The following is a 26,980-nucleotide window of genomic DNA, read 5'->3' as shown; positions in this document are numbered from 1 at the left end:
CGCACATGCGATGAACGGTGGCCTCAATGGGTCATCGTCGCGGGCGACGGCCGGGCTAGCCGGTGCGTGCCGATTCAGAACTGGCCGAAGGGGCGGACGAGGCCCTTCGCGCGCGGACCGCCTGCCGCACCGACAATGCCACGGCCAAGACCACGAAGCCGAGTATCACCATCGTGACGGGCCGTCCGAGCACGTATCCCGAATTGCCGTCGGAGTAGGCCAGGGTCTGGCGCAGCGAGGTCTCCAGCGTGGGCTGGAGGACGACGGCGAGCACGAAGGGGGCCATGCTGAACCCGGCCCGGCGGAGCACGAATCCGAGGAGCCCCGCGACCAGCATCACCATGACGTCGAACATCGAATTGTTCTCGGCGTACACCCCGACGACGCACAGGCCGATCACGACCGGCATCAGCACCTGCGGCGGGACGGACAGCAGGCGCGTGAAAAGGCCCACCAGCGGAAGGTTCAGGACCAGGAGCGCCAGATTGGCGATGTACATCGCGGCGATGACCGTCCAGAACAGGTCGGGCTGGTCGTTGATGAACGTCGGCCCCGGGACGATGCCGTTCAGCAGCAGGGCGGCGAGCACGAGCGCCATCGTCGGGGCGAACGGGATGCCGAGCGCCAGCAGGGGGATGAACGCGGCGCCCGCCGCCGCGTTGTTGGCCGCCTCCGGACCGGCCACCCCCTCGACGGCGCCCTTCCCGAACTTCTCGGGGTGCCGGGAGATCTTCCGTTCGGCCACGTAGGAGGCGAACGTCGACAGCACGGCGGCCGGGCCCGGCACCAGCCCGAGCAGGAAGCCGATCACCGAGCCGCGCACCGCCGCCGGCGCCGCCCCGCGCGACTCCCGCCCGGAGGGCAGGAGCTCCCTGAGCTTCGGGGCCCGGACGGCCTCCGGACGCCACCGGCGGCCGGTCGTGCTCAGCGCCTCCGCCACGCCGAAGACCCCCATGACCAGGGCGATGAAGCTGAACCCCTCGGCCAGGCTGCCCGTTCCCAGCGTGAACCGCAGATCCCCGGCGGCCGGGTCGATGCCGACCGTGCCCACCGCCAGCCCGGCGCAGATCATGGCGACGGCCTTGGCGGTGGAGCCGTCGGAGAGCGCCGCCAGCAGCAGCAGTCCCGCGACGCACAGCGCCATGTACTCGGGAGGACCGAGCTCGACCGCCACCCCGCTCAGCCACGGGGCGAACACCATGAGCCCGACGATCGCGACGGTCCCCGCCACGAACGAGGAGACCGCCGCGATGGTCAGCGCGGGCCCGGCCCTGCCCCGCCTCGTCATCGCGTGCCCGTCGAGCGCCGTCACCACCGACGACGACTCGCCGGGCAGGTTGAGCAGGATCGAGGTCGTCGACCCTCCGTAGGTGGAGCCGAAGTAGATCCCGGCGAACAGGATGAGCGACCCCGTCGGGCCCAGCTGCGTCGTCATGCCGAGCAGGACCGACATCGCGCCGATGGGCCCGATGCCCGGGAGCACCCCGACGACCGTGCCGAGCACCACGCCCACCAGCGCGAGGAGGACGTAGGTCGGATCGGCGAAGGAGGCGAAGCCGGTGCCGAGGTTACCGATCACGTCCGCCATGCGACACTTCTTCCTTTCTTCAGACCAGGCCGAGCGTGCCGGCCGGGAGGGGGACGTACAGCAGCCGCACGAAGACCAGCCAGGTGGCCGCGCCGAAGGCGACGCCGAGGATGGCGGCGCCGGTCCACCGGGAAAGGCCCATGATCTTGGCGGCCAGCGCGACGGAGACCGACAGCGTCACGGTCATGCCCACCGTGGCGCCCACGGCGGGCACCAGCAGGGCGGCGGCCAGGACGCCGCCGACCCGTGCCCAGTGCACGGCGTCGTCCGCACCGTCCTCGGCCCCGTCCTCCGGGGCCGCGTCGTCCTCGGCGGGCTCGGCGCGTGACGTCCCGCGCCGGCTCTGCACGAGGACAGTGCCGCTGGCGGCGACCAGCACGACCGCGACGACCAGGGGGAAGAAGCCCGCCCCGGTGTCGGCCATCGTGCCGATCCCCTCCCCGACGGCCAGCACGCCGTACAGCACGCCCAGCGCCAGGAGCGATCCGGCCCCGATCACGTCGGACGCGGCTCTCATGGGGATGCGCCTCACCGTCATCCCAGCGGGAGCAGGCTCTTCGCCGCGGTGGACTTCTGCGACAGCCGCGCCTTGGCCGCCTTCCCGTCGGCCCCGCTGACGACGAGGCCCAGGTTCTTCGCGGTCTGCGTGAACTTCGGGCTCTTGATGGCCGCGGTGAACGCGTCGGACAGCTTCTTCTGCGCCTCGGCCGGCAGCCCCTTCGGCGCGATGACGACGTTGTACGCCTCCCACTGCAGCTGGATCTTCTGCTCGGTGAAGGTGGGGATGTCGGGAGCGAGGTCGACGCGCCCGGCGGTGGCGATCCCGATCGCGCGGAGCTTCTTGGACGTCAGCTGCGCCTTCGCCCCGGCCAGCTGCATGACGCCCACGTCGACGTTGCCGCCCAGCAGGGCCGTGGTCGTCGCCTGGTCGCCGTCGAACTTGACGTGCTTGAACCGCGTGCCGGTCAGCTGCTCGAACTTCTTGGCCGGAACCGCGTAGTTGAGCGGTCCTTCGGCGATCGTGACGGCGCCGGGGCGGGCCTTGGCGGCGGCGACCAGGTCGCCCAGGGTCTTGTAGGGCGAGTCGGCCGGCACCGCGAACAGCACCGGCGAGGTGGTGGCCTCGCTCAGCACCGTGGCCGCCTCGGGATCGTAGGAGACCTTTTCGGTATGGGGAATCAACGTCATCGGCCCGTCCGGAACGAGGCCGATCGTGTAGCCGGCCTTGTTGGCCTTGAGCACCGCGGTCGTCCCGACCAGGCCGGCGCCCCCGGCCCTGTTCACCACCTGGAGGCGCTTGCCGAGTTTGCGCTGCTCGTTGACGGTGTCGGCCAGGGCGCGGGCCGTGGTGTCGATCGCGCTGCCGGCCGGATAGGGCACGATGAGCTGGACGTCGCGTGTCGGGTAGGCCTGCTGGGCGGTCGCACCGCCGCAGGCGGCCGTGGCGAGCGCGCAGGCGAGGACCGACACCCAGGCGACGCTGCGGGGTTTCCTGACCGGACGAGCATTCATGGGGCACCTCTTGTCTGACGGACCGATGCCCGATGGGGCGGTGACCAGAGCGACGACATCGCCGTCGCCACGAGCCCGCCACCTGGCCCAATGTCCATGACCTCGGTCCACTTCCGCGAAGGCCCCACCGTGTCACCGCCCGATGAAGTACGTCAAAGACGTGAACTCAACCCGACTCATTGCGTGGCGCAATGAGTCAGCCATAGCTCCACGCAATGCGTTGCTCTTCGTTTTGCTCTTTGACGCACTAGGACGGCGTTGCTCAGGATGGGGCGCGGTGTCGGAACAGCGAACGAGGGATGGTGCACCCGGATGGATCTTCGATACCCAGCGGCGCGTGACCTGCCGGGCCTCCCCGGATGAGCGGAACGGCGACCGGTTCGGGGACCGTGCTGTTCGAGCTCGCCGGCGGCGTCGGCACCGTGACCCTCAACCGGCCCGAGCGCCGCAACGCGATCTCCTGGCAGCTCGTCGAGGACCTGCTCGCCGCCGTCGAGCGGGCCCGCTCGGAACGCGGCCTGCGCGTCCTCGTCCTCACCGGCGCGGGAGCCGACTTCTGCGTCGGCGCCGACCTGGCCCGCGCCGCCTCGGACAACGCTCACGACCAGGACACGCGCACCCTGCGCGGACGTTCGGTCGCCGACGACCTCGACCGCCTGGGCCGGGCCTCGACCATCGTGGAGACGCTCGTGTCCTTCCCGGTGCCGACGATCGCGGCCATCAACGGCGCCTGCGCCGGCGCGGGGCTGGCCCTCGCCCTGGCCGCCGACTTCCGGCTGGCGGCGCAGGGCGCGGCGTTCAACACCGCGTTCGTCAGCGCCGGAGTGTCGGGCGACCTGGGCAGCGCCTGGCTGCTCGCCCGCGCCGTGGGCGACGCCCGCGCGCGGGCGCTGCTCCTCGATCCCGCCAAGTTCACGGCCGCCGAGGCGTCGGAGTGGGGCCTGGTGACCGAGACCACGGCCGACCTGCCGGCCAGGGTCGGCGAACTGGCGGGTAAGCTCGCCGCCCAGCCGCCGAAGGCGATGCGCTACGCGAAGGAGAACCTGGCGGACGCCCGGCTGGCGACGCTGCCCGACTACCTCCAGCGCGAGATGCCCCGCATGGTGGACTGCGCCCGCAGCGACGACGCGAGGCAGGCGGCCCGGGCCTTCCTGGAGAAGCGCAAGCCGGTGTTCACCGGAGAGTAGGAACGGCATGACCACACCACTCGCGGGAATCCGAGTCGTCGAGTTCGGTCACTACATCGCGGCGCCCGCGGCGACCCAGCTGCTCTGCGATCTCGGCGCCGAGGTCATCAAGATCGAGCCACCGGGCGGGGACCAGGCGCGCGGCATCGGCGCCTACGGCGAGGGCATCGTCCTCGCCTTCAACCGCGGGAAGCGCTCGGTCGTCCTCGACCTCAAGCAGGAGAGCGACCGGGACACGGCCCTGCGCCTGATCGCCGGGGCGGACGTCGTCGTGCAGAACCTCCGGGCCGGAGCGCTGGCCCGGCTCGGCCTCGGGCCGGACGACCTGCGGGCCGGCCACCCCCGGCTCGTCTTCGTCTCGGTCAGCGGTTTCCCCGCCGCGGGCCCCTCGGCGCAGCGGCCCGGCCTCGACATCGCCGCGCAGGCCGAGAGCGGGCTGATGTCGATCAACGGGGAGCAGGACGGCGATCCGCTCCGGGTCGGCTTCCCGATCGCCGACGTCGCCGCCAGCTACGCGGTCGTCCAGGCAGTCCTCGCCGCGCTGCTGCGCCGGGAGCGCACCGGCGAGGGCGGGGTGGCCGAGGTCTCCCTGCTGGACGCCGCGATCCATCTCCAGTCCGCCATGTGGGGCGAATGGCACGCCTCCGGCCAGGAGCCGCGGCGCAAGGGGAACGGGCAGGCGACCGTGGCGCCCGCGGCCGACCTCGTCCACACCTCGGACGGGACCATCGTCGTCTCGGCGTACACCCCCGAGCACTTCGCGCGGCTGTGCCGCTTCATCGACAAGCCCTGGATGCTCGACGACCCCCGGTTCGCCGACAACCCGTCCCGGGTGGCGAACCGGACGGCGCTCCTCGCGGAGATCTCGCAGGCCCTCGGCGCCCTCTCGACCGAGAAGTGCCTCGCGCTGCTGGCCGACCACGGCATCGTCGCGGCGGAGGTCCGCACCTACCGCGACGTGGCCGCGGCGGCGGACGTGCACGCCGGCGGCATCCTCAGCACGGGCATCGGCCCGGACGGCGACCGCTACACCATCCCGTCGCTGCCCTTCACCCTCGACGGCGTGGCGCCCGAGGCGGACCGGGCGGTGCCCCGGACCGGGGCCGACTCCGGGGCGCCCGCCTGGCGCGAGCCTTGACCCGTCCGTGAGCCGACCGTTTGGATCGCCCTCATGAACGTCCGCGAGCTCGAATGCTTCCTCGCCGTCGTCGACCAGGGCAGCATCACCCGGGCCGCGTCGGCGCTCTACCTGGCGCAACCGTCCCTGTCGCAGATCATCCGCCGGCTGGAGAGCGACCTCGGCGTCGAGCTGTTCCGCCGGGTCGGGCGCGGGCTGGTGCTCGCCCCGGCGGGCGAGGCGCTCGTCGGCCCGGCCCGCCAGGTGGTGCGCGACATGCATCGGGCCCGCCAGGTCGCCGAGAGCTACCGGGGGCTCGAACGCGGGCGGGTCGACCTGGCGATCTCCGCCTCCCTCACGACGAGCTTCCTCGCCGCCTGGGTGGGCCACTTCCGCCGCAGGCACCCCGGCCTCACCCTCCGGCTCACCCAGCACCACGGGGACACCGACGAGATCGTCGCCCTGATCCGGACGGGCGAGGCCGAGCTCGCCTACACCGTCGCCCCCGTGACGCGCCAGGGCATCGAGTGCGTCCACATCGGCGAGGGGGAGGTCGTCCTCGCGCTGCCGCCCGGCTGGCGCAACGAGTTCCCCGACCCGGTCCCCATCGCCCTGCTCGACGGCCTCCCCATGATCGTCGACCGCGGGTTCGGGCGCCCCTACCTCGACTCCATCCGCGACACCAGCGCGGTCGAGCCCGCGGTCGTCGTCGACGTCAGCGAACCCGCGGGGCTCGTCCCGTTCATCATCGCCGGCGCCGGGGCCGCGCTCCTGCCGATGCGCCAGGCGCTGGACGCGCGCCGCCGGGGAGCGAGCCTGCGCATGATCGAGCCGCTGACCTCGCGGGCCATCTACGCCGTCACGCCCAGCACCCCGCTGTCGATGCCGACCCGCAAGTTCCTCGAACTCAGCAGGGAGAACCTCGACCGCTGGCAACGCGCCATCACCACCCGCACCGACCGCGGCATGACGCTGCTGGAAGCGGCCATCGACGCCGACAGCGTGATCGAGACCGCCTACCAGCGCCTGGAGGAGACCCCCTACACCCTGAACCTCACCCCGGGCCCCCACCCCGACGGCGACCTCTGACCGGCCGCGCTCGCGCGGTGGCTCGCCCGGTCATTCGATCACTGTTTCTTCGACTTTTCGCCGGCCGCGTACTTGCATTTTGCCCCCGCCGAGGGCCTCGGCCTCCTTTTCCAGCCGTCCGATCGAAAGTACGACGGCGTCGAAGACTTCTTTCGTTGAGGTCCACCCCAAACCGGGTTCCTTCTCCAACGCGGCCGCGGCCTTTTTCAGAGCGTCGATCGTAGATTCCACCCGCTCCTGGCTGTACTCGTCTGCTTTCTGAGCAACGGCTTGCAGCAGCGATTCCCTGTCGAACCCCTTTTCCACAGCCCGGGTCTTCCTCTCGCCGTGACCGCCCCTGTCACCCGCATCGACCGTCGCATAGGGAAGCAGATTGCGGAACCTCAGATAGTTCTCCGCGGCCGACTCGATGCGCTGTGCCTCCAGCGTTCTGACGGCGGCGCCGAAGATGGCGTGCAGTTGCCCGGAGCGGAGCTGGTCAGCGGGAAGCAAGTAGTCGAGCTCGAGCACCTCGCCCTTGAGATCGTCCTTCACCCTTCCCTTGATGGCCTGGATCCGAGTCTGCTCCTCAGGCGCCGCTGAGGCGACGATCCACTGCAGAGCCACGAGTTCCGCCGCCCACATGGTGGTGTGCGAGCCCATGCCTTCGACGCCGAGCGGGGCGGGTGCCCGGCCTGTGATCGTCAGTTCGCCATCCTCGCTGAAGGAGGCGACCAGGTCCGGAGCCTTAGAGCTCTGCGCCCATCGGTTGGTCTTCGCGGGCTTCGGATCTCCGCCGAACTCCCGGTAAGCCTTCTCCACCTGGCGCTTCAGCCCCTCGATCATCTCCGTATTGGGTTTTGCCGGCCCAGAATCCCACCGGGTCGAGCTCGCGCTTGAGGAGCCCGGCGATGCCCGGGGCAGCGGAAGGTGGGGGCGCGGGGGCCGGTGGCGGGTCAGGGTGCATTGATCGATGCCCGAACGGCAACGGTTTCGCTGGGCGGCGTACTTATCATTGCAGGACATACATATCTCGCGATAACTGAGAGGTTCGCATGCTCGGCGTGCAGGCCATGCGGAGACGACGGCTTTCAGGAGTGCTCAATCACGAGGACGCACGCCGTTCCGCTCGGCGGGTTCTGCTGCGGCTGCTCTTCGATTACATCGACGGCGGCGCCGACGACGAGGTGACATTGCGGCGCAATAGCGAGGCCTTCGACGGCCTCTGGTTGCATCCACGGATGGGAGAGTGGACACCCCGGCCGGTGCTGGCGACGGAGGTTCTCGGAACCGAGCTCTCCATGCCGGTGCTGACCGCGCCTTGCGGCGGCATGCGACTGGTGCATCCGGCGGGTGACCTGGCGGTCGCGCGGGGGGCGGAGCGAGCCGGCGTGGAGTCGGTCGTGCCTTCCGGGGGCGGGTACTCCCTCGACCAGGTCGCGTCGGCGAGCGGGCCCCGGTGGTTCCAGCTCTACAGGTTCTCCGATCCCGTGCTGATGGAGGCGCTCGTGGAACGGGCTCGCCGCTCCGGTTACCGGGTGCTCGTGGCGACGATCGACACGGCCATCGCCGGGAATCGCGAACGCGATTTTCGGAACAGGTTCAGCTATAACCTGAGAATTAACGCTGGAAGCGCCTTTCGCCTTGGGCCGCAAATGGCGCGGCGGCCTGGATGGGTCTACCGGTTCTGGCGCGACGGCATGCCGTTCGAGCTGCCCAACACGGCCGGATCCGGGAGTGACGGCAGAGCGATGCCGCTCACCGAGATGGGGCGCGCCGGAGCGGAGTCCTTCTCCCCCACGTGGCGCGATGTCGCCTGGCTCCGCGAGGTCTGGGACGGGCGGCTGGTCGTGAAGGGCGTGATCACCGGGGACGACGCGCGGCGCGCGGTCGACCTGGGCGCCGACGCCGTGGTGGCGTCCAACCATGGCGGCCGCCAGCTCGACGGCGTACCGGCCGCGATCGACGCGCTCCCCGAGGTCGTGGACGCGGTCGGCGGGTCGGCGGAGGTGCTGCTCGACGGCGGCGTCCGCCGGGGCGGGGACGTGGTGCGGGCGGTCGCGCTCGGGGCGCGTGCGGTGCTGGTGGGGCGTCTGGTCGTCTGGGGGCTGGCCGCCGGCGGGGAGCCGGGCGTCGTCCACGTCCTGGAAATGCTGCGGTCCCAGATGATCCGGACCATGTGCCTGATGGGATGCGCCTCGGTGGCCGAGCTGGACGCCGGATGGCTTCGGGCGCGGCGGACGGACTGAAGGTCCCGGCCGTCCCGGGCCGGGCTCAGGGGGTGCGCCAGCCCAGGACGCCTTCCGGGTCGAGTTCGCGCTTGAGGCATTCGGCGATGCGCTGGATGGGGGCCGGCACGTAGCGTGCGTAGGCGTCGGCGTTCTTGGGGCCGATGCCGTGTTCGGCGGAGAAGCTGCCGCCGAAGTCCCGTACCACCGTGTCGAACACGAGGTTCCGGAGCTCCCGGAGTCCGTCCTGGTCGGCGGCGATGTCGGAGGGCAGCGGCAGGATGAGGTGGAGACCGCCGTCGCCGTAGTGGCCGAGCTCGATCGGCGTGATGCCCGGGTGGTGGCGCGCGAGCCTCGTCCCGAGCTCGGCGCGGAGTGCGGTCAGGCCGCCGCGCGGGGCGGAGATGTCGAAGGCGGCCACCGGGTCCATCCGCTCGGTGATCGCCGGGATCGTGTGCCGGACCTCCCACAGCCGGTCCGGGGCGCCGACCACGGCGTCCCCGACGTCTCCCCGGTCGCAGAGCGCGTCGATGGCGGCCAGCAGGACCTCTTCGGCCGAGCCGTCGGCGGCGCCGATCTCGACGAGGACGCTGTCGTGGTCGCCGGCGGGGACACGGGTGAGCAGGTGCGGATACCCGTCGTCGAGCAGGTGGACGGCCGTGGCCGAGGCCAGCTCGAAGGCCGACAGCCATTCGCCGGCGCGGTGCTCGAACTCGCGCAGGACGGCGGAGAGCCCGGCCGGGTCGGGGATCTGGAGCCAGGCCGCGGCCCGGCTCGCGGGCAGCGGCGCCAGCTCGAAGCTCGCGGCGGTGACGACCCCGTAGGCCCCCTCCGTCCCCACGAACAGCTGGGTTGCGTCCAGCCCCTCGTTCCGCTTGCGCAGCGGCGCCAGGGTGTCGATCACGGTCAGCCCGCCGTCGGCGATCACCGCCTGGACGCCCAGGAGCCGGCGTCGGACGTCGCCGTGGCGCAGGACGTTGGACCCCGCCGTGTTCGTGGCGACCATGCCGCCGACCGACGGGCTCGATCCCACCTCGATCGGGAGGTGCAGGCGCGCCGGGGCGAGCCGGGCGTTGATCTCGTCGAGGGTCCAGCCGGCCGACGCGGTGAGCGTCCGGCCGTCCTCGTCCACCTCGAACCGGCCGCGCATCCGGTCGGTCGACAGCACCGCCTGCGTGCCGGTCGGGTCCGGAAGGCCGCTGCCCACCAGACCCGAGTTGGCCCCCTGCGGGACCACGCGCAGGCGGTGCTCGCGGCAGACGCCCAGCACCGCCCGCACCTCCTCGACCGTCCGCGGGCGGATCACCGCGCCCGCGCGCCCGCGCAGGTTGTTCGGGGCGATCTCGTAGCGCGAGAGGTCGAGCGGAGGGAGCAGGAGGCCGGAGGAGTCCAGCGTCTCGCTCAGGGTCGTCAGGGCCTCGGCGGGGACCATGGATGCCATGCGGCAAGTCTGTCACCAGCGAAATGATTGACGATTGCCACAAATGCCGGTTTCAATGCCCGGATGGCTAAGGATCCGACCGTCCAGCAGATGCGGGCCTTCCAGGCCGTGGCGACCGAGCTGCACTTCGGGCGGGCGGCGGCGCGGCTCCACAGCACCCAGCCGCCCCTCACCCGCCACATCCAGGCGCTGGAGAGCTCGCTCGGCGTCCAGCTGCTCCGGCGGAACTCCCGCAACGTCGAGCTGACGCCCGCGGGGCGGACGTTCCTGGCCGAGATCGACATCGTCATGGCCCGGCTGGAACGCGCGATGGAGATGGCGAAATCCACGGCGGGCGGCGTCCTCGGGCAGCTGTCCCTCGGCTATGTGGAGCCGATGGCCCTCGGCCTGCTGCCGCGCGTGCTCCACCAGTTCGTCCTGCTCCATCCCGGGCTGGAGCTGCGGCTGCACGAGATGGACACCCGCGACCAGATCGCCGGCCTCCATGACGGCGGCATCGACTGCGGTCTCCTGCGCGCGCCCGGGAACGTCGATCCGTGGCTGGAGTTCGAGAACGTCTGCACGGACGTGTTCGTCGCCGCCCTCCCTCCCAGCCACCGGCTCGTGCGCGACGGCCGTTCGGAGATCGATCTGGCCGAACTGGCGGACGAGCCGTTCATCGCCTACGAGGGCAGCATCGGGCAGGGCATGATCAACGCCATGCTGAGCGGCTGCGCGGCGGCGGGGTTCACGCCCGCGGTCCGGCATCTGGTGCAGAACACGCTCATGCTGCTGGCCCTGGTCGCCGCCGGGGAGGGCGTCGCGCTGGTCTCCGGCGAGATCGCCCGGCGTCCGAGCCACGGCGTGCGGTTCGTCCGGTTGCAGGGGGATCCGGCCCAGTCGAGCATCCTCATGGCCTCCCGGCGGGGCGAGCGGAACCAGGCCCGGGACGACCTCGTGCACCTCCTCCGGCGAGCCGCGCCCGTGATGCCCGCCGCGGCGGGCACCGATCAATAGCGGCCCGGGTATCGAATCCGCCGACTCCTGCATCGTTGCAGCCGTTCCCCGCGATTACTGTCATCGCAAGCCATCCGGAACCCGGTGGGCGCATAGATCATCGATCTCCTTCGCGACGAGGGCCCACGACGACGCGATCGATCGTCGGATCGCGCCGCGCCCACGGATTCCGAGGCCCCAATCAGCGGCCGGACTGAGCCGAGCGGGAGGCAACGATGAGGCGCAGCAGACGAATACACGGGCCGATCACCTGGGCGGCGCTCTCCTGCGTGGTGGTGACCGCGGCCGCGTGCGGCGGCGGGAGCTCGGGAAGCGGGTCCATCAACGTCGGCGGCCTCGTCCCCCTGTCGGGCGGCGGCGCCGTGTACGGGCCGGACATCCAGTCGGCGCTGCGGATCGCGGTCGAGGAGATCAACGGCGACGCGCCGATGGGCCGGAAGCTCAAGCTGCAGATCGAGGACTCCCAGACCGATCCGGACGCAGCGACCAGGGCCACGCAGAAACTGATCAACGTCAACCGCTCCGCCGCCATCATGGGCGTGTGGTCGAGCGCCGAGACCCTGGCCATCGCGCCGATGGCGATCCAGAGCGGAACGGTGCTCACCACCGCCGCCGGCGCCGGCGACGTCACCGACCTCGACGACGAGAACCTGGTCTGGCGCTTCTACCCGCCGGGCAAGTACACGGGTGCCGCGATCGCGCAGGCCGTCCGCGAGCAGAAGTGGACGTCCGCCGTGGCGATGTCGCGCAACGACCCGAGCGGCCTGACCATCGTCAAGAGTTTCAAGGACGCCCTACAGGCGTCCGGGGGCCGCGTGGTCGACTCCGTCACCTACCCGCCGAACCAGAGCAGCTACACCGGCGAGGTGGGCCGGGCGATCGGCAAGAAGGCCGACGTCATCGTCAACGTCGGCTACACGCCCGAGCTGGCCGCGATGATGAAGGACGCGCGGAACGCGCCGGACAAGGGCACCTGGCTCTCGGTCGGCTGGTCGGTCAACCAGGAGCTGTTCGACGCCGTCGGCACGGCCGCGGCGGAGGGCCTGTACACCGTGGACGCGGCGCCCAACGTCGACGGCGCGGCGTACGCGAACCTCCGGCGGGCGTTCCAGGCCAAGACCGGCAAGGAACTGCTCGCCAGCAACACCTTCGCCTTCTACGCCTACGACTCCGCGATCGTCGTCGCCCTGGCGATGGCGGCGTGCGAGTGCACGAAGGGCGCCGCCCTGACCAAGGCCATCGCGAAGGTCTCCACGGCGCCCGGCAAGAAGGTCGGCGGATACGCCGAGGGCATCGCGGCGCTGAAGGGCGGCGGCGACATCGACTACCAGGGGGCCGCCAGCGACCTGGAGTTCGACGGCAAGGGCGACCAGCGCTCCGACTACGGGGTCTACCAGGTCAGGAACGGCAAGGTCGAGCTGGTCAAGAAGTTCACCCTGTCCTGAAGGACGGTTCCCATGCTCCAAGCAATGGTCAACGGCGTGACCGACGGCATGCTCATCGGTCTCATGGCGCTGGGCCTGACCCTCGTCTACGCCGTCCAGCGGTTCCCCAACATCAGCCAGGGCGGCCTGGTCGCCGCCGGCGCCTACACCACGTACGCCCTGGCGGCGGTGGTGACCACCTGGTATCTCGCCGTGGCGGCGGGCGTGCTGGCCTCGTTCGTGCTCGGGGCGGTCGCCTATCTGATCGTCGTCAGGCAGTTCCGGGCGGCGCCCCTGATGACCCTGCTCATCGTCACCATGGGCCTCGAATTCATCCTCGACTACACCATCGCCTTGTTCTGGGGGAACTCGCTGAGAACGTACGAGTTCGGGGTGACGGGCCAGTTCGCCGCCGGAGATCTGCATGTGAGCAAGGCGGCCGCGTACACAAGCCTCGTCGCGCTCGCCGCGATGGCCGCCACCGCCGCCGTCATCGGCCGGACGAGGCTCGGCCGGGAGATGAGGGCGCTGTCGGACGACCGGTCCCTGGCGCGCGTCGCGCGGATCTCCGAGAACCGGACGCTCATGCTGACCTGGGGACTGGTCGGGGCGCTCGCCGCGATCGCGGGGATCTGCTACGGCGTCAAGACGCATCTGACCCCGCTGATGGGCTGGAACCTGCTGCTGCCCTCCTTCGCCGCGGCGATCCTCGGCGGGCTCGGCAGTTTCGGCGGGGCGATCCTCGGCGGCGTGCTCGTGGGCGTCGGCATGGAGATGTTCGCCCTCGTCCTGCCGCCGGTGTACAAGCCGGCGTTCGCCTTCGTGATCCTCACCCTGCTGCTCCTGGCCCGCCCCCAGGGGCTGAAGGGCAAGGCGGTGCGCGTATGAACACCTACCTTCCGGCGGTGGCCACGGTCGCCCTGCTGTACGGCGCGCTGGGGCTCTCGCTGAACCTCCAGGTCGGGCGCACGGGCGTGATCAACTTCGGCCATGTCGCCTTCTTCGGCGTCGGCGCGTACGCCACCGCACTGCTCTCCCTGCACGGGGTGAGCCTGGCGCTGTCCATCCCCGCCGCGGGCGTCCTCGGCGGCCTGGCGGCGCTGCCCCTCGGCTGGATCGCGGCGCGCCTCACCTCGCACTACCTGGCGATCGTCACGATCGCCTTCGCCGAGACGCTGCGGGTGCTCCTGCAGAACCTGGAGGCGACCGGCGGGCCGAGCGGGCTCGTCGGCGTTCCCCGGCCCTTCGGCCAGCTGGACCCGGACGTCTTCGCCGCCGCGTGGCTGGCGCTGGCCGCCGGGCTGCTCGCGGGGACCTGGCTCCTCGTCCGCGTCGTCACCCGGGGCCTGCTCGGGATGGGCCTGTCGGCGATCAAGGAGGACGAGCCGGCCGCGGCCATGCTCGGACGCAGCGTCGCCGCCTACAAGACGACGGTGCTGGTCTGGGGATCGGTCCTGGCCGCCGTCGCCGGCGCCTTCTACGCGCACTGGGTCGGCTTCGTCACCGCCGAGCAGTTCGATCCCCGGGTGACCTTCTACATCTGGGCGGGGATCATCATCGGCGGGGCGCGGCACGCCGGGGCCTGCCTCGGCGCGGCCGGCATCGCCGCCGTCTTCGAGTTCACCAGGTTCGTCCGCGACTTCGGGTTCACGGCGTTCAGCGACACCCAGCTCGCCTCGCTCCGCTGGATCGCCATCGGCGTGATCCTCATCGTCATGATGCGGCTCCGCCCGGAGGGCCTGCTGCCGCCGCGGTCCAGCCGGCACCTGAAGGCGGGCCCGCCGGACGAACCGGACGCGGCGGCGGAGAAGCCCGCCGCCCCCGCCGTCAAGGAGGCGTCGACCAGCGATGCTTGAGATTCGGAACGTCTCCGTCCGGTTCGGCGGGCTCCAGGTCCTGGACGACGTCAGCCTGGCACTGCCGCCCGGCAGGGTGACCGGGGTCATCGGCCCGAACGGGGCGGGGAAGACGACGCTGTTCGACTGCGTCACCGGCTTCGTCAGGCGCGACACGGGCACGATCCGGGTCGACGGCCGTGCCGTGCCGAGGACGTCCCCCCACCGGGCCGCGCGGGCCGGCATCGCCCGGACCTTCCAGACGCCCCGGATGTTCGGCGGGCTGACCACGCTGGAGAACCTGGTGGTGGCGGGCTCGCGGCCGTCCGCCGTCCGGTCGCTGGTGCTGGCCTTCCGCTCGCGCGCGCACTCGGCCGAGCTGCGCGGGCTGGCCGCCCTCGCCGAGGAGACGGGCGTGTTCATGGGGCTCGCCCCGGTCCTCGACCAGCGGTCCGACGCCCTGTCCGGCGGGCAGCGCAAGCTGCTGGAGATCGGCCGGGCCCTGATGCGGGAGCCGCGGGTGCTGCTCCTCGACGAGCCGATGGCGGGCGTACACCCGTCCCTGGCCGGGACGATCGCCACCCGGATGCGCGCGGTCGCGGACCGCGGTCTCGCCGTCGGCGTCATCGAGCACAACATGGAGTTCGTCATGACCCACTGCGACCACGTGCACGTCCTGGCCCGGGGCAAGGAGCTCGCGCACGGCGAACCCGACGTGGTCCGGAAGGACCCGCGGGTGCTGGAGGCCTATCTGGGAGGCCGGCCGTGACCGCTCTGGAACTCACCGGTGTGCACGCCGGCTACGGCGACCAGCGCATCCTCCACGACCTGTCGCTCACGGTCGGCGACGCCGAGGTGGTCAGCGTCATCGGGCCGAACGGCGCCGGGAAGTCGACCTGCCTGAAGGTCGTCGCGGGGCTGCTCCCCTGGACGGCGGGGGAGGTCCGCGTCGCCGGCCGTGCCGTGCGGTCCGGGACGGCGACCGACGAGGGCCGGGCCGCACTCGGCTACGTGCCGCAGCTGAAGAACACCTTCCCCAGCCTGACGGTCAGGGAGAACCTGCTGCTCATGGCGCCCCGGACCTGGCCGCGGGCGGCCGCCGGGCGCCGCGCGGCCGACCTGCTGGAGGAGTTCCCCGCGCTCGCCTCGGTCGCGGGGCGGTCGGCGGCGCTGCTCTCCGGCGGCGAGCGGCAGCTGCTGGCCCTCGCGATGGCACTGGTGCGCCGCCCGTCGGTCCTCCTTCTGGACGAGCCCGCGGCGGCCCTGTCCCCGATCGCGACGCGGCAGGTGTTCGAGATCGTCGGGGGGCTGAAGGCCGAGGGGATCGCGGTCCTGATCGTCGAGCAGAACGCGCGCCTCGTCCTGAACCACTCGGACCGCTGCTACGTCCTCGAATCCGGAACCGTGGCGTTGGAGGGCGACGCCGCGCCCATGCTCGACGACCCCCGCCTGGGCTCCCTCTACCTGGGCGGCGACCTGCCCGAGGACGCCGCGGGCCACGCCGCGCGGCGGGAATCCGGACCGTCCCTCGCCCCGCCTACGCCTGGAGCGTCATGACCATCACCCACCTGACCGACGCGACACTGATCGACGGGACCGGCCGCGACCCCGTCCCCCGGTCGTGGCTCCGCATCGAGAACGGCCGCGTCGCCGCCGTGGGCGCCGGCGCGGCACCCCGCGGCGCCGCGGACGAGGTCATCGACTGCGCCGGCCGGACCGTCATGCCCGGGCTGATCGACGCGCACGCCCACCTCGGGGCCGTCGACCACCTCGACCGGCTCCTGGACGGCCCCCGCGCCGTGTACGCCGCGGCCGTCCTCCGGGAGATCCGGTCCACCCTGGAGCAGGGGTTCACCACGATCCGCGACGCCGGCTACACCGACGCCGGCTTCCGGCTCGCCATCGAGGGCGGCCAGGTGCCGGGGCCGCGGCTGCTGGTCTCCAACGGCCCCCTCAGCCAGACCGGCGGCCACTCCGACCTCCGCCGGGGGCACGAGCGGGAACCGGCCGTGATGTTCGACGGCCTGGTGTGGACCGGCGTCGTGGCCGACGGCGTCGAACGGGTGCGGTGGGCGGCGCGCGAGGTGCTGCGCGCCGGCGCCGACCAGGTCAAGGTGATGGCGAGCGGCGGATGCGCCTCGCACGGCGACGACGTGACCGACACCCAGTTCACCCGCGAGGAGCTCGCCGCGATCGTCCACGAGGCGGGCGCGCGTGGCCGGCCGGTCATCGCACACGCCTACAACCCCGAGGCGATCGCCAACGCCGTCAGGGCTGGGGTCCGCTCGATCGAGCACGGGAACCTGATGGACGAGGCGTCCGCGGCACTGATGGCCGAGAGGGGGACCTACCTCGTCCCCACGATCGCCACGTTCGAGCTGCTGTCGGCGGACGGTCTCGCCGTGGGGATGACGCAGACGCAGGTCGACCAGATCAACACCGTCCTCGACTCGGCGTTCACCTCCCTGCGGATGGCCATGGACGCGGGCGTCCGCATCGGTTCCGGGTCCGACCTGCTCGGCCGGCACCAGCCGCGGAAGGCACTGGAACTGGAACTCCAGGCGCGGGTCACGGGACCGCTGGAGGCGATCCGGTCGGCCACGGCCGTCAACGCGGGGCTCATCGGCCGCGGGCACGACCTCGGGACGATCGGCGAGGGCATGATCGCCGACCTGCTCCTCGTGGACGGGTCGCCCGCCGAGGACATCACCGTGCTCCAGAAGAAGGAGGCCGTCCACGCGGTCTTCCAATCCGGCCGCCGCACCGTCGACCGGCGTCCGGAACGCACCGGCGCACCCGCGGAGGGGACGATCTGATGGACCGCAACGATGTGCCGTGGACGGGCTACTGGACGGCCGCCATCACGCCGTTCACCTCCGAGGGCGAGCTGGACGAGAAGGCGTTCAGGGCCGTCCTGGACAGGTCGGTGGCGCAGGGCGTGCACGGCATCTGCGTGAACGGCAGCACCGGGGAGTGGTTCAGCCAGACCCTCGACGAGCGGCGCAGGCTGGCCGAGATCGCGGTGGAGACCGTCGCCGGCCGCGTCCCCACGGTGATCGGGGTGACCTGCTCGCGCGTCGACGACGCCGCGGGACTGGCCGAGCACGCGGCGCGGACCGGGGCCACGTCGGTGATGGCGGCCCCGCCGCCGCTGGCCCGTCCGACGCCCGCGGAGCTGGAGACCTACTACCGCGAGGTGTTCGGGGCCGTGGAGGTCCCCGCGTGGCTCTACAACTTCCCGCAGGACAACGGGCACCACATCAGCCTGCCGGAGATCGTCCGGCTCGCCGAGATCCCCAACGTCGTGGCGATCAAGCAGAGCGTGCCGAGCATGGCGGAGTTCATCGAGACCATCGACGCCGTGGGGTCGACCCTGCGCGTCTTCGGCAACATGCTGAACCGGGTGAGCGTCGCCCTGATCCGCGGCGGCTTCGGCGGCGACGGCCACTTCGGCAGCGGCATGCTGCTCGGTGCCGACATGCCCGGCTTCTTCGAGGCGGTGTGGAGGGGCGACGTGGCCCGGGCGTACGCCATCGCGCACCGGTACGAGAAGCTCATGGCCGGCCTCGCCGGAGACCGCCGGGACGGATACAACTGGGCCTTCGGCGGCATGCAGGCCACGCTCAAGGCGGCCATGAACATCCTCGGGGAGAACGGCGGCTTCCCCCGCCGTCCGAAGCTCCCCGTGGACAGCCCCGCGGCGCTGGCCGGCATCCGCCGGATCCTCCAGGACGCCGGCCTCGACTGCACGCCCCCGCCCGTTCCGCACGGCGCGGAGGGCGAGGGCGCGTCTCGGTGACGGCTCAGGGGATGATCCGGCGGTCGCGCAGGTCGGTGAAGATGCCGAGGAACATCTTCTCCGTGTCGACGAATTCGTGGAAGCCGAAGCGGCGGGCTTTGGAGCCGTCGGCGAACATGTCGTAGTCCCAGGAGAAGACGAAGTCGCCGAAGGGCCAGGAGACGAGCCGCTCGTAGGGGTGCGGCTCCAGTCCGTGCTTCTCGGTCATGGACGTCCAGAGCGGCCCCTTGTCGGCCATGACCGTCTCCAGGCTCATGGGCAGGGGGTCGGACGCCTCCAGGTCGAAGAAGCGGGCGATCTTGGGCCAGAGGGAGCTCCAGCGGAAGAGGTCGCCGTTGTTGATGTTGAACGCCTGGTCGGCGCAGCGCTCGTCGGTCGCGGCCCAGACGGTGGCGCGGGCCAGCAGCCCGGCGTCGGTCATCTCCAGCAGCGACTCGTAGGCGCCGGGCTTGCCCGGGAAGCGCAGCGGCACCTTCAGCTCCCTGGCGATCGACGCGTAGACGGCGATCACCATGGCCAGGTTCATCGGGTTGCCGAGCGCGAAGCCGCAGACCACCGAGGGGCGGATCGCCGACCAGGTCCAGGACGCGCCCTGCCGGCGGCGCTCCAGGAAGTCCTGCTGGTCGACGTTGAACTCCGGCGGCATGTGCGGCGGGTCGTCCTCGCGGGCCGGCGTCTTGAACGGGCCGAGGTGCGCCCCGTAGACCTTGTAGCCCTGCATCAGGCTGATGTGGCGCAGGCCCTTGGCGACGGGTTCCACGGCGTCGACCACGTTGACGAGCATGGCCAGGTTCGGCGGCACCAGCTCGGCCCACGTCGGCCGGTCCTGGTAGGCGGCGTAGAAGATGTGGGTGACGTGGGTCAGCTCGCCGAGCCGCTTGGCGCAGTCGTCGCGGTCCAGCAGGTCGACCGACAGGTGGCGGACGCGGCCGGAGTCCGTCCCGCCGCGGCGCGACAGGCCGACGACGTCCCAGTCGCCCAGCTCCGCCAGGTGCTCCACCAGCCGCCCGCCGATGACGCCCTGGGCTCCGACGACCAGGGCCACCTTGGGTTCCGTCTGCATGATTTCCTTCCAGCTCTTATCGGTTCGTGTTTGCGCGAGATGCTGGGCCGCCGTCGTCGCGGGCCCGCAGGCAGGCCGCCGCCGCGGGGTCGCCGCCCGCGCCGTCCTTTCCGTGGGCGCTCAGCTGAGCGGCAGCGGCGGGTTCGCGCCTTGCAGCAGTTCCACGGTGATGAAGGCCAGCGGCCCGTCACCGGTGTTCTCCAGGTCGTGCAGCAGGTAGTCGCCCGGACCGAACGTGTACGAGCGCGTCTCCCCGCGCCGGTAGGCGACCTCCCTGGTCGTGCCGTCGTGGACGTGCTGGCGGCTGCGGCCGTCGGTCAGCGCCGTCCAGAAGTAGTCCAGGACGTGGCGGTGCGCCGGGAGCCGCTCGCCCGGGGCGAGCCGGATGTCCCACACCCGCACCCGGTCGGTCTCGTGGAGCAGCAGGCCCCCCACCTGCCCGTTGAACGCGTGCGCGTCGAAGTCCGCCCGGACGGCGCCGGACCAGCCGGCGAAGTCCTTCGCCACGGTCTCGCCCGCCAGAGGAAGGTCGTCGAGAGAGCCCACGTCAGATCTCCTCAGCGATGGGTGAACAGTGCCCTTCAGTCTCGGCCCACCTGCATGCATAAGTCCAAGTCATCTTTTTCATCGGCTCGATAGAATCTGTGCATGCTCAGCCTGCGCCAGCTCCAGTACCTGGTCACCGTGGTCGACGAGGGGTCCTTCACCCGGGCGGCCGAAGCGCTGCACGTCACGCAGCCGGCCCTCTCCCACCAGATCCGGGCGCTGGAACGGGCGGCCGGGGCGCCCCTCCTGGAGCGCCTGCCCCGGGCGGTCGGGCTGACGCCGGCCGGGCGCGCGATGCTCCCGCACGCGCGCGCCGCCCTCTCCGACGCGGCACGGGCGGAGACGGCCGTCCGGCAGGCGGCCGGCCTCACCGCGGGGGAGCTGCGCCTCGCGACGGTCTACTCGATCAGCATCGGCGTGCTGCCTCCCGCGCTGCGCGCCTGGAGCCGGCGGTACCCGGGGATCGACGTCCGGCTGTTCGAGCACCGGCACGCCGCCGAACTGGCCGAGGCGATGGCGGCCGGGCAGGCCGACCTGGCCATCGGCCCGCTCCCGCCCGGCTGGACCGGACCGGTCCGGACGCTCGGCACCGAGGAGTTCGTGGTGGCCGTCCCCGCGGACGATCCGCTGGCCGTCGAGGGCGTCACCGAGATCGGGTTCGCGGCGCTGCGCGACCGCCGCTGGGTGCACTACGGCCCGGACAACGGCCTGGCCGCCATCCTGGACCGGGCCTGCCACGACGCCGGGTTCCGGCCGAGGACCGCGGTCCGCGCGGAGCAGACCGCGTCCGCCCCGACCCTGGCGGCGGCCGGTCTCGGCCCCGCCCTCTTCCCCGCCAACCTCGTCCCGGACGGCTACGAGGGCCACATCCTCCGCCCCGAACCCGCCGTCACCCGCGTCCTGGCCGCCTACTCGCGCACCCGGCTGGACGAGCTGAGCAGCGCCTTCCTCGCCGTGCTCGTCGAGAACGCCTCCGGCCTGCTCACCCCGTCCCGTGTGTGATGCACTTGGCGTGTGGCGACCGAGGTGAGCGTGATCCCTGCCCCACTCCGATGCGAACTGACGGGAGGTTCGGGTCCGTTCAGCGGAAGCGTGCGCACCGGTGTCGACCCGTCACTGGCACCGGAGGCCTACCGGCTGACCGTGTCGAGCGACGGCGCCGACATCGTGGGCGGCGACGAGGCCGGTGTCTTCTGGGGCCGGCAGACCCTGCGGCAGATGCTCGGGCCAGACGCGTTCCGCCGCGCCCCCATCGAGCGAGGGCCGGCCACGGTGCCTTACGTGACCATCGAGGACGCGCCGCGTTTCGCCTGGCGGGGCTTCATGCTCGATGTCGCCCGGCACTTCATGCCCAAGGACGACGTGCTGCGCTATGTCGACCTGCTGGCCGTCCACAAGCTGAACGTCCTCCACCTGCATCTCACCGACGACCAGGGGTGGCGCGTCGAGATCCGCCGCCGCCCCCGGCTGACCGAGGTCGGCGCCTGGCGGCGGCGGACCCGCCTGGGGTGGGGCGAGCCCCCGCTGTGGGACGAGCGGCCGCACGGCGGCTTCTACACCCAGGACGATCTGCGCGAGATCGTGGCGTACGCGGCCGAGCGACACGTCACGGTCGTCCCCGAGATCGACCTGCCCGGACACTCGCAGGCGGCCATCGCCGCCTACCCCGAACTGGGGAACACCGACGTCATCGACACCTCCGCGCTGGAGGTCTGGACCGAGTGGGGCTTCAACCGCAACGTGCTGGCCCCGACCGACGCCGTGCTCCGCTTCTACGAGGGCGTCCTGGAGGAGGTCCTGGAGATCTTCCCCGGCCCGTTCGTCCACATCGGCGGGGACGAGTGCTTCAAGGACCAGTGGCGCGCGTCCCCGGCGGCCCAGGGGCGCATCCGCGACCTCGGGCTCGGGGACGAGGACGGGCTCCAGTCCTGGATGATCGGTCACTTCGCGGGCTGGCTCGCCGCGCGCGGCCGGCGCCTCATCGGCTGGGACGAGATCCTGGAGGGCGGCCTGGCGGAGGGCGCCGCGGTCATGTGCTGGCGGTGGTACCGGGGCGGGATCGCCGCCGCGGAGAGCGGCCACAGCGTGGTGATGTGCCCCCAGCAGGAGGTCTACCTCGACCACGTCCAGGCGCCCGGCGCGGAGGAGCCCGTGCCCTTCGGATGGGTGCACACCCTGGAGGACGTCTACCGCTTCGAACCCGTACCGCCCCGGCTGGCCGGGACGCCCCACGCGGCCAACATCATCGGCGCCCAGGCCAACCTGTGGACCGAGGTCGCCGAGGACCGCGGCCGGGTGGACTACCAGGCGTTCCCCCGGCTCGCCGCGTTCGCCGAGGTGGCCTGGTCGGACCTGCCCGGCCCGGACGAACGCGACTTCGACGACTTCGAGCGCCGGATGGACGCGGCGCACTATGCCCGCCTGGACGCGCTCGGCGTCGGCTACCGCCCGCCCACCGGACCGCACCCGTGGCAGCAGCGCCCCGGCATCCCCGGACGAATGCACAACAAACCCCGAAAGACCTGGCACATGGCGGACTGAGCCCCTTCACAGGAGGGACGGCTCGTGGGCTCGCCGTACCGCCTCGCCCCTGCGTGTCACGGCGAGCTTGCGGTTGATGCTCTACCGCAGCACCTCCAGTTCCCGCGGGCTGAGCCGCTCGACCGGCACCGCCCCGTTCCCGCCGGGCGAGACCATCGCGCCGGTCTCCGCCGCCAGACCCAGCGGTTCCAGGAGGAGGCGATGGGTGCGGAGCAGCCCGGGATCCTGCCGCAGGACGGGCAGCAGCCAGCTCCGCGACATCTCGAAGGGCCGCCTGATGCCCTCCCGCCGAGCCAGGCAGCCCGTCCCTGAGCACCGCGACCGCGGCGCTCTCGCGGACGTAGGCGCGGAACTGCTCGTCACGCTTCTGGACGGCGCGCAGTCAGCCTGTCGTCGCGGAAGATGTCGCTCAGAATCCTGAAGAGCACCATGAGGAACAGCACCCACAGGAAGAACCACAGCATCGTCCAGAAGGCGTTCAGCAAGGGGTAGTCCGTTGCGGCGATGGGCGCCGCGAGGTCGTTCATGGTGATCCTCCTGTCGTTGGCCGCTCACCATCCGATGCGGCCAACGCTCCCCGAACTCGACGGTTCCGAAATCACCCGCAACAGGCGATTCACGGACGCGGGCAGGGCCGGCGGCTCAGCGTGCTCGGATGCCGTTGAGGATGAGGGAGATGACGTCCTCGGACTCCGGCGCGGTCTCGGGGGACCGCCACTCGGCGGCGTGCAGCGGGTTGTGGAAGCGGCTGGTCGCGTTGAGGACGGCTCGCGCGATCACCTCCGGCTCACCGGCGGCGAAGTCGCCGCGGGCGATGCCGTCCGCGACGACGGCCCGGATCTCCGCGAGCAGGCGCGCGACATGGGCGCAGGCCACGTCGCTGTGCTCCGCCGCCAGCACCCGGAAGGTGGCGAACAGCTCCGGGTCCTCCCTCGCCTTCGCCCACTTCGCGGCGAACATGGCGGTGAGCAGGCGGCGGAGCCGGTCGGGGGCCGGGCCGGAATCCTGGACCGCCGCGGCGACCTCGTCCCGCATCCGGTCCAGCCAGCGCAGGATCACGGCCTCGCGCAGCGCCGCCTTGGACGGGAAGTGCCGGTACACGCTCCCGTGGCTCACTCCCAGCAGCCGCGCGACGTCGAGCACCGTGGTCTTCTCCGGACCGTGGCGGCGCAGCAGCTCCTCGGTGGCCGACACGATCGTCTCCGCGTCGAGCGGCTCTGCGCGCATCAGACCTCCCCCTAGCTCCAGGCGGACTTCCAGGAACGTACGCCAGGGATCTGGTGGAAGCCAACCTGTCAGCCGTCATCTGAATGACAGATATTGATATCTGTCATCCATTGATTGTACGGTGTGGGTCGCGAGCAGTCCGCGCACCACCGCGGCGACCCACCGACCGAGGAGACGTCCATCAACGCCCCCACCGCCACGTTCGCCGGCCGCACCGTGTCCCGGGCCGGCTACGGCGCCCTCCAGCTCGACCGCCTGCACGACCGCCGCGACGAGGCCGTCGCGCTGCTGCGCCGCGCGGTCGCGCTGGGCGTGGACCATGTGGACACCGCCGAGTTCTACGGCTTCGGCTTCGCCAACGCCGTGATCCGCGAGGCCCTGCGTCCCGAGGACGGCGTCCTCGTCGTCACCAAGGTCGGCGCCGAACCCGACCCGGGCGGGCGGCTGCCGCTGCGGATCGCGCAGCGGCCCGAGCAGCTGCGCGCCGGTGTCGAGGCGAACCTGCGCAGCCTCGGCCTCGACCGGCTCCCGGTGGTGAACCTCCGCCGCCTCGACTCCGGACCCGGCCTGCGCCCCGAGGGCGACCAGCGGGTCGACCTCGACGACCAGCTCGCGGTGATGACGGCCCTGCGCGACGAGGGCAAGATCGGCGCGATCGGCCTGAGCAGCGTCACCCTCGACGGCCTGCGCCGCGCCCTGCCGGCCGGTATCGCCTGCGTGCAGAACGCCTACAGCCTCGTCTCCCGCGACGACGAGGACCTGCTGCGGCTGTGCGCGGACGAGGGCATCGCCTGGGTGCCGTACTTCCCTCTCGGCGGGGCCATCCCCGGGTTGCCCAAGGTCACCGAGGAGCCGGCCGTCCACGCCGTGGCCGAGTCGCTGGGCGTCACGCCCCACCAGGTGGGCCTCGCCTGGCTGCTGCACCGCGCCCCGAACGTGCTGCTCATCCCCGGCACCGCCGACTCCGTCCATCTGGAGGCCAACATGGCGGTCAGCGAGATCACGTTCGACGCCGCCACCCTGGCCGCCCTCGACGCCGTCGAGTCGCGGTCGAGCGACGTACGGATCGGCTGACGAGGGAAAGGACGAATCATGAAAGCGATCATCTACAGCGACAACGGCGGTCCCGAGGTTCTTCGGCTCGTCGACCGCGACCTGCCCGTGCCCGGCCCCGGCGAGGTTCGCGTCCGGGTCTCCGTGTCCGGGGTCAATCCGACCGACTGGAAGAGCCGTTCCGGCGGCACCATGCAGTTTCCCGAGATCACTCCGCATCACGACGGCGCCGGCGTGATCGACGCCGTCGGCGAGGGGATCGACCCGGGCCGGGCCGGTCAGCGGGTCTGGTCGTACATGGCCGCCGCCGGGCGGCCCACCGGCACCGCCGCCGAGTACACCGTCGTGCCCGCCGAGCGGGCCGTGCCGCTGCCCGACGAGGCCGGTCTCGACGTCGGCGCCGCGCTCGGCGTCCCCGCGCTCACCGCCCACCGGGCGCTCACCGTCGCCGAGGACGGCCCGCGCCGGCTGCGGCCCGGCGCGCTCGACGGCGCGGTGGTGCTCGCGGCGGGCGGGGCCGGCGCGGTCGGGCACGCGGTGATCCAGCTCGCCCGCTGGGCGGGCGCCACCGTGATCAGCACGATCAGCGGCCCGGAGAAGGCCCGGCTCGCCACCGCCGCCGGCGCCCACCACGTGGTCAACTACCGCGAGGGCGACCCGGCCGCCGCGATCCGCGAGATCGCCCCGGAGGGCGTCGACATCATCGCCGAGGTCGCGCTGGGCGTGAACCTCCCGCTGGACCTGGCCGTGCTGGGGACACGCGGCACGATCTCCGTGTACGCCAACGACGGCGACAAGCCGGCGCAACTGGACGTCCGGCAGAACATGTTCCTGAACAGCCGCTTCCAGTTCCTCGTCCTCTACACGGTCGGTTCGCAGGCGCTCGCCGCGGCCGCCGAGGACGTCACCGCCGCGGTCGGCGACGGCGCCCTGCCGGTCGGGGAGGAGCACGGCCTGCCGCTGGTCCGCTTCCCGCTCGACCGCACCGCCGACGCGCAACGGGCGGTGGAGAGCGGCGCGGTCGGCAAGGTGCTGGTGGACGTCCCGGGGTAGCCCCGCCCCTCCACCGCGCGCACGGGCGCGGTGACCGCCGGCCGACGTGCGAAGACTCTTGACAGGAAGGGAGGCGCCGCTATTCTGTCTGATGTAACTAGTTACATCAGACAGATGCACAGGCTGGCAGGGGCTTGCGGCGAATGATGTTCAGTCCGCCGGGGGCCAGGGGGATGTCAGCGTCCGTCACACGATGGAGCGGATCGATGACTCAAGCCCTGCGTAGACCCAGACCCCGATGGTTCGTCCTACCCGTGCTCGGTGGACTGCTGCTCACCGCCTGCGGCGGTGGCGAAGGGACGGGAGGGGGCGCCGGCAGGCTCGTCATCGACGGCTACGGCGCCGAGTACGCCAAGATCTGGATGGAGGTCGTCGGCAAGCCGTTCGAGGCCGAGACCGGCATCGAGGTCGAGTACATCCCGGAAGGGGCGGCCGCGGAGGCCTACACGGCGATCCGCGCCACCCGGGGAGAGCCCGGCTTCGACGTCGGGATCATGACGAGCTGGGAGATCGCCCAAGGGCGCGAGGACAGGCTCCTGGCCCCGGTCACCCCCGCCCAGGTGCCCAACGTCGCGAACGCCTACCCGCAGCTGGTCAAGGCGGCGGGCGGAGTCGGCGCCATCCACGAGCTGCAGCAGGTCGTGCTGATGTACGACAAGAAGAAGTTCGACAAGCCGCCCACGTCCTGGAACGTCGCCTGGGATCCGAAATACCGGGGCGGAACCCTGGCCTGGCACCCGAGCAACGCCCTCGGCGTGCTCCAGCTCCTGATCACGGCGGACCTGGCGGGCGGCGACGCGTCCAACGTGGAGCCCGCCTGGACGAAGTACGGGGAACTGGCCCCGCATCTACTGGCGTCGCCCAGCCAGTCCGCGGAGGCGGTCCCCTACATGGAGCAGGGGAAGGCGTCGGCCTTCCCGTACCTCGACGGTCGCGCCGCGATCTACGCGAAGACGACGCACTACGACTTCACGGTCCCGCAGGAAGGGACGTACGCACTGCTGGGCGCCCTCGGCGTCCCGGTCGGCGCCAAGAACAAGAAGAACGCCTACAAGTTCCTCGACTTCTGGCTGCGGCCGGACGTCCAGGCCAGGTGGGCGCAGCGGTACAACGTCGGCCCCACCGTCCGCGGCGTGGAACTGCCCGCGGAGTTCGCGGACAAGCACGTGTCCAGCGCCGACGACCTCGGGACGAAGGTGAAGGTCCCGGACGCCGATGCCGTCAACGCCAACCGCGGAGCCTGGCTCAAGCGCTGGCAGCGGACGTTCGACTGATCATGATCTGCCCCTCCGAGCGGCGAAG

General features: G+C 71.8%; 27 protein-coding genes. 17 read left to right on the top strand and 10 right to left on the bottom strand.

Annotated elements, in window-relative coordinates; all coding sequences use genetic code 11:
• Window positions 1-55 precede the first annotated feature (55 nt).
• Genes K8Z49_RS32510 through K8Z49_RS32500 form a run of 3 tightly spaced genes read right to left on the bottom strand, consistent with a single transcriptional unit; the run spans window position 56 to window position 3,100 of the window.
• The gene (locus tag K8Z49_RS32510) at window positions 56-1,588 is read right to left on the bottom strand and encodes a tripartite tricarboxylate transporter permease (protein WP_412515990.1); all 1,533 of its coding nucleotides are present in this window, start codon (window positions 1,586-1,588) and stop codon (window positions 56-58) included.
• A gap of 19 nt (window positions 1,589-1,607) precedes the next feature.
• The gene (locus K8Z49_RS32505) at window positions 1,608-2,105 is read right to left on the bottom strand and encodes a tripartite tricarboxylate transporter TctB family protein (protein WP_412515989.1); all 498 of its coding nucleotides are present in this window, start codon (window positions 2,103-2,105) and stop codon (window positions 1,608-1,610) included.
• A gap of 17 nt (window positions 2,106-2,122) precedes the next feature.
• Window positions 2,123-3,100, bottom strand: coding sequence for a tripartite tricarboxylate transporter substrate binding protein (locus tag K8Z49_RS32500; RefSeq protein WP_412515988.1), 978 nt, complete (start codon window positions 3,098-3,100; stop codon window positions 2,123-2,125).
• 359 nt (window positions 3,101-3,459) lie between these two features.
• Here K8Z49_RS32500 and K8Z49_RS32495 point away from each other — a divergent pair, with 359 nt between their 5' ends.
• Genes K8Z49_RS32495 through K8Z49_RS32485 form a run of 3 tightly spaced genes read left to right on the top strand, consistent with a single transcriptional unit; the run spans window position 3,460 to window position 6,493 of the window.
• Window positions 3,460-4,287 (top strand): enoyl-CoA hydratase-related protein, encoded by an 828-nt coding sequence (locus K8Z49_RS32495; protein WP_412515987.1) that lies wholly within the window; start codon window positions 3,460-3,462, stop codon window positions 4,285-4,287.
• Window positions 4,288-4,294: 7 nt separating this feature from the next.
• On the top strand, window positions 4,295-5,425 hold the full coding sequence (locus tag K8Z49_RS32490; RefSeq protein ID WP_412515986.1) for a CaiB/BaiF CoA transferase family protein: 1,131 nt from the start codon (window positions 4,295-4,297) through the stop codon (window positions 5,423-5,425).
• A gap of 33 nt (window positions 5,426-5,458) precedes the next feature.
• Window positions 5,459-6,493, top strand: a complete 1,035-nt coding sequence (locus K8Z49_RS32485) for a LysR family transcriptional regulator (protein ID WP_024934509.1) — start codon at window positions 5,459-5,461, stop codon at window positions 6,491-6,493.
• Between the two features lie 30 nt (window positions 6,494-6,523).
• Here K8Z49_RS32485 and K8Z49_RS32480 read toward each other — a convergent pair whose 3' ends face one another.
• Window positions 6,524-7,318, bottom strand: coding sequence for a hypothetical protein (locus K8Z49_RS32480; RefSeq protein WP_075021194.1), 795 nt, complete (start codon window positions 7,316-7,318; stop codon window positions 6,524-6,526).
• Between the two features lie 209 nt (window positions 7,319-7,527).
• On the opposite strand from K8Z49_RS32480, the gene K8Z49_RS32475 reads away from it, so the two are divergent.
• Window positions 7,528-8,721, top strand: coding sequence for an alpha-hydroxy acid oxidase (locus tag K8Z49_RS32475; protein WP_412515985.1), 1,194 nt, complete (start codon window positions 7,528-7,530; stop codon window positions 8,719-8,721).
• A gap of 25 nt (window positions 8,722-8,746) precedes the next feature.
• Here the strand turns inward: K8Z49_RS32475 and K8Z49_RS32470 are convergent, their stop codons facing one another.
• The gene (locus K8Z49_RS32470; protein ID WP_412515984.1) at window positions 8,747-10,141 is read right to left on the bottom strand and encodes an FAD-binding oxidoreductase; all 1,395 of its coding nucleotides are present in this window, start codon (window positions 10,139-10,141) and stop codon (window positions 8,747-8,749) included.
• A 63-nt stretch (window positions 10,142-10,204) separates the two neighbouring features.
• Here K8Z49_RS32470 and K8Z49_RS32465 point away from each other — a divergent pair, with 63 nt between their 5' ends.
• The 8 genes from K8Z49_RS32465 (at window position 10,205) to K8Z49_RS32430 (ending at window position 18,195) form a co-directional block, all read left to right on the top strand.
• Window positions 10,205-11,137, top strand: a complete 933-nt coding sequence (locus tag K8Z49_RS32465; protein ID WP_412515983.1) for a LysR substrate-binding domain-containing protein — start codon at window positions 10,205-10,207, stop codon at window positions 11,135-11,137.
• A 215-nt stretch (window positions 11,138-11,352) separates the two neighbouring features.
• Window positions 11,353-12,582 carry an ABC transporter substrate-binding protein gene (locus tag K8Z49_RS32460; protein WP_081842341.1) on the top strand — a complete coding sequence of 410 codons (1,230 nt, stop codon included), beginning with the start codon at window positions 11,353-11,355 and terminating at the stop codon, window positions 12,580-12,582.
• 12 nt (window positions 12,583-12,594) lie between these two features.
• Window positions 12,595-13,449 carry a branched-chain amino acid ABC transporter permease gene (locus tag K8Z49_RS32455; RefSeq protein ID WP_081842342.1) on the top strand — a complete coding sequence of 285 codons (855 nt, stop codon included), beginning with the start codon at window positions 12,595-12,597 and terminating at the stop codon, window positions 13,447-13,449.
• Window positions 13,446-14,417 (top strand): branched-chain amino acid ABC transporter permease, encoded by a 972-nt coding sequence (locus tag K8Z49_RS32450; RefSeq protein WP_075021197.1) that lies wholly within the window; start codon window positions 13,446-13,448, stop codon window positions 14,415-14,417. Before K8Z49_RS32455 ends, K8Z49_RS32450 begins: the two co-directional genes overlap by 4 nt.
• Window positions 14,410-15,165 (top strand): ABC transporter ATP-binding protein, encoded by a 756-nt coding sequence (locus K8Z49_RS32445; RefSeq protein WP_021594378.1) that lies wholly within the window; start codon window positions 14,410-14,412, stop codon window positions 15,163-15,165. Before K8Z49_RS32450 ends, K8Z49_RS32445 begins: the two co-directional genes overlap by 8 nt.
• Window positions 15,162-15,953 carry an ABC transporter ATP-binding protein gene (locus K8Z49_RS32440; RefSeq protein WP_075021198.1) on the top strand — a complete coding sequence of 264 codons (792 nt, stop codon included), beginning with the start codon at window positions 15,162-15,164 and terminating at the stop codon, window positions 15,951-15,953. The genes K8Z49_RS32445 and K8Z49_RS32440 overlap by 4 nt, the downstream gene beginning before the upstream one ends.
• Complete coding sequence (locus K8Z49_RS32435; protein ID WP_412515982.1) at window positions 15,950-17,212, top strand: metal-dependent hydrolase family protein; 1,263 nt, start codon at window positions 15,950-15,952, stop codon at window positions 17,210-17,212. Before K8Z49_RS32440 ends, K8Z49_RS32435 begins: the two co-directional genes overlap by 4 nt.
• Window positions 17,212-18,195, top strand: coding sequence for a dihydrodipicolinate synthase family protein (locus tag K8Z49_RS32430; RefSeq protein ID WP_412515981.1), 984 nt, complete (start codon window positions 17,212-17,214; stop codon window positions 18,193-18,195). The genes K8Z49_RS32435 and K8Z49_RS32430 overlap by 1 nt, the downstream gene beginning before the upstream one ends.
• A 4-nt stretch (window positions 18,196-18,199) precedes the next feature.
• Here the strand turns inward: K8Z49_RS32430 and K8Z49_RS32425 are convergent, their stop codons facing one another.
• On the bottom strand, window positions 18,200-19,258 hold the full coding sequence (locus K8Z49_RS32425; protein ID WP_412515979.1) for an SDR family oxidoreductase: 1,059 nt from the start codon (window positions 19,256-19,258) through the stop codon (window positions 18,200-18,202).
• Between the two features lie 120 nt (window positions 19,259-19,378).
• Entirely contained in the window at window positions 19,379-19,804 is a 426-nt protein-coding gene (locus tag K8Z49_RS32420) for a hypothetical protein (protein WP_021594373.1), read from the bottom strand.
• Window positions 19,805-19,906: 102 nt separating this feature from the next.
• On the opposite strand from K8Z49_RS32420, the gene K8Z49_RS32415 reads away from it, so the two are divergent.
• Together K8Z49_RS32415 and K8Z49_RS32410 are read left to right on the top strand one after the other, a co-directional pair.
• Window positions 19,907-20,806: a LysR family transcriptional regulator gene (locus K8Z49_RS32415; RefSeq protein ID WP_412515978.1), complete on the top strand. Its 900-nt coding sequence runs from the start codon at window positions 19,907-19,909 to the stop codon at window positions 20,804-20,806.
• A gap of 90 nt (window positions 20,807-20,896) precedes the next feature.
• The gene (locus K8Z49_RS32410) at window positions 20,897-22,345 is read left to right on the top strand and encodes a beta-N-acetylhexosaminidase (protein ID WP_412515976.1); all 1,449 of its coding nucleotides are present in this window, start codon (window positions 20,897-20,899) and stop codon (window positions 22,343-22,345) included.
• An 81-nt stretch (window positions 22,346-22,426) separates the two neighbouring features.
• Here K8Z49_RS32410 and K8Z49_RS32405 read toward each other — a convergent pair whose 3' ends face one another.
• The 3 genes from K8Z49_RS32405 to K8Z49_RS32395 form a co-directional block, all read right to left on the bottom strand.
• Window positions 22,427-22,606: a hypothetical protein gene (locus K8Z49_RS32405; protein WP_021594370.1), complete on the bottom strand. Its 180-nt coding sequence runs from the start codon at window positions 22,604-22,606 to the stop codon at window positions 22,427-22,429.
• Between the two features lie 98 nt (window positions 22,607-22,704).
• Window positions 22,705-22,872, bottom strand: coding sequence for a hypothetical protein (locus K8Z49_RS32400; protein WP_021594369.1), 168 nt, complete (start codon window positions 22,870-22,872; stop codon window positions 22,705-22,707).
• Between the two features lie 115 nt (window positions 22,873-22,987).
• Window positions 22,988-23,572 (bottom strand): TetR family transcriptional regulator, encoded by a 585-nt coding sequence (locus K8Z49_RS32395; protein ID WP_021594368.1) that lies wholly within the window; start codon window positions 23,570-23,572, stop codon window positions 22,988-22,990.
• Window positions 23,573-23,695: 123 nt separating this feature from the next.
• Here K8Z49_RS32395 and K8Z49_RS32390 point away from each other — a divergent pair, with 123 nt between their 5' ends.
• From K8Z49_RS32390 to K8Z49_RS32380, 3 genes are all read left to right on the top strand, one after another.
• Window positions 23,696-24,646 (top strand): aldo/keto reductase, encoded by a 951-nt coding sequence (locus K8Z49_RS32390; protein ID WP_412515974.1) that lies wholly within the window; start codon window positions 23,696-23,698, stop codon window positions 24,644-24,646.
• An 18-nt stretch (window positions 24,647-24,664) separates the two neighbouring features.
• Complete coding sequence (locus K8Z49_RS32385; RefSeq protein ID WP_412515972.1) at window positions 24,665-25,678, top strand: NADPH:quinone reductase; 1,014 nt, start codon at window positions 24,665-24,667, stop codon at window positions 25,676-25,678.
• A gap of 254 nt (window positions 25,679-25,932) precedes the next feature.
• Window positions 25,933-26,952: an extracellular solute-binding protein gene (locus tag K8Z49_RS32380; protein ID WP_021596975.1), complete on the top strand. Its 1,020-nt coding sequence runs from the start codon at window positions 25,933-25,935 to the stop codon at window positions 26,950-26,952.
• Window positions 26,953-26,980: the final 28 nt, after the last annotated feature.

This window comes from Actinomadura madurae (assembly GCF_047130825.1).
In the GTDB taxonomy this organism is placed as follows: Bacteria; Actinomycetota; Actinomycetes; order Streptosporangiales; family Streptosporangiaceae; genus Spirillospora; species Spirillospora madurae.
This window is presented reverse-complemented; position numbering and strand designations above follow the sequence as displayed.

What these genes read in the sequence shown, in the direction of transcription:
- K8Z49_RS32480 (WP_075021194.1), bottom strand. Translation starts at nt 7,318, where the DNA reads ATGATCGAGGGGCTGAAGCGCCAGGTGGAGAAGGCTTACCGGGAGTTC.
- K8Z49_RS32490 (WP_412515986.1), top strand. Translation starts at nt 4,295, where the DNA reads ATGACCACACCACTCGCGGGAATCCGAGTCGTCGAGTTCGGTCACTAC.
- K8Z49_RS32495 (WP_412515987.1), top strand. Translation starts at nt 3,460, where the DNA reads ATGAGCGGAACGGCGACCGGTTCGGGGACCGTGCTGTTCGAGCTCGCC.
- K8Z49_RS32470 (WP_412515984.1), bottom strand. Translation starts at nt 10,141, where the DNA reads ATGGCATCCATGGTCCCCGCCGAGGCCCTGACGACCCTGAGCGAGACG.
- K8Z49_RS32465 (WP_412515983.1), top strand. Translation starts at nt 10,205, where the DNA reads ATGGCTAAGGATCCGACCGTCCAGCAGATGCGGGCCTTCCAGGCCGTG.
- K8Z49_RS32505 (WP_412515989.1), bottom strand. Translation starts at nt 2,105, where the DNA reads ATGAGAGCCGCGTCCGACGTGATCGGGGCCGGATCGCTCCTGGCGCTG.
- K8Z49_RS32455 (WP_081842342.1), top strand. Translation starts at nt 12,595, where the DNA reads ATGCTCCAAGCAATGGTCAACGGCGTGACCGACGGCATGCTCATCGGT.
- K8Z49_RS32385 (WP_412515972.1), top strand. Translation starts at nt 24,665, where the DNA reads ATGAAAGCGATCATCTACAGCGACAACGGCGGTCCCGAGGTTCTTCGG.
- K8Z49_RS32425 (WP_412515979.1), bottom strand. Translation starts at nt 19,258, where the DNA reads ATGCAGACGGAACCCAAGGTGGCCCTGGTCGTCGGAGCCCAGGGCGTC.
- K8Z49_RS32510 (WP_412515990.1), bottom strand. Translation starts at nt 1,588, where the DNA reads ATGGCGGACGTGATCGGTAACCTCGGCACCGGCTTCGCCTCCTTCGCC.
- K8Z49_RS32445 (WP_021594378.1), top strand. Translation starts at nt 14,410, where the DNA reads ATGCTTGAGATTCGGAACGTCTCCGTCCGGTTCGGCGGGCTCCAGGTC.
- K8Z49_RS32500 (WP_412515988.1), bottom strand. Translation starts at nt 3,100, where the DNA reads ATGAATGCTCGTCCGGTCAGGAAACCCCGCAGCGTCGCCTGGGTGTCG.
- K8Z49_RS32400 (WP_021594369.1), bottom strand. Translation starts at nt 22,872, where the DNA reads ATGAACGACCTCGCGGCGCCCATCGCCGCAACGGACTACCCCTTGCTG.
- K8Z49_RS32430 (WP_412515981.1), top strand. Translation starts at nt 17,212, where the DNA reads ATGGACCGCAACGATGTGCCGTGGACGGGCTACTGGACGGCCGCCATC.
- K8Z49_RS32415 (WP_412515978.1), top strand. Translation starts at nt 19,907, where the DNA reads ATGCTCAGCCTGCGCCAGCTCCAGTACCTGGTCACCGTGGTCGACGAG.
- K8Z49_RS32460 (WP_081842341.1), top strand. Translation starts at nt 11,353, where the DNA reads ATGAGGCGCAGCAGACGAATACACGGGCCGATCACCTGGGCGGCGCTC.
- K8Z49_RS32475 (WP_412515985.1), top strand. Translation starts at nt 7,528, where the DNA reads ATGCTCGGCGTGCAGGCCATGCGGAGACGACGGCTTTCAGGAGTGCTC.
- K8Z49_RS32435 (WP_412515982.1), top strand. Translation starts at nt 15,950, where the DNA reads ATGACCATCACCCACCTGACCGACGCGACACTGATCGACGGGACCGGC.
- K8Z49_RS32485 (WP_024934509.1), top strand. Translation starts at nt 5,459, where the DNA reads ATGAACGTCCGCGAGCTCGAATGCTTCCTCGCCGTCGTCGACCAGGGC.
- K8Z49_RS32405 (WP_021594370.1), bottom strand. Translation starts at nt 22,606, where the DNA reads ATGTCGCGGAGCTGGCTGCTGCCCGTCCTGCGGCAGGATCCCGGGCTG.
- K8Z49_RS32395 (WP_021594368.1), bottom strand. Translation starts at nt 23,572, where the DNA reads ATGCGCGCAGAGCCGCTCGACGCGGAGACGATCGTGTCGGCCACCGAG.
- K8Z49_RS32450 (WP_075021197.1), top strand. Translation starts at nt 13,446, where the DNA reads ATGAACACCTACCTTCCGGCGGTGGCCACGGTCGCCCTGCTGTACGGC.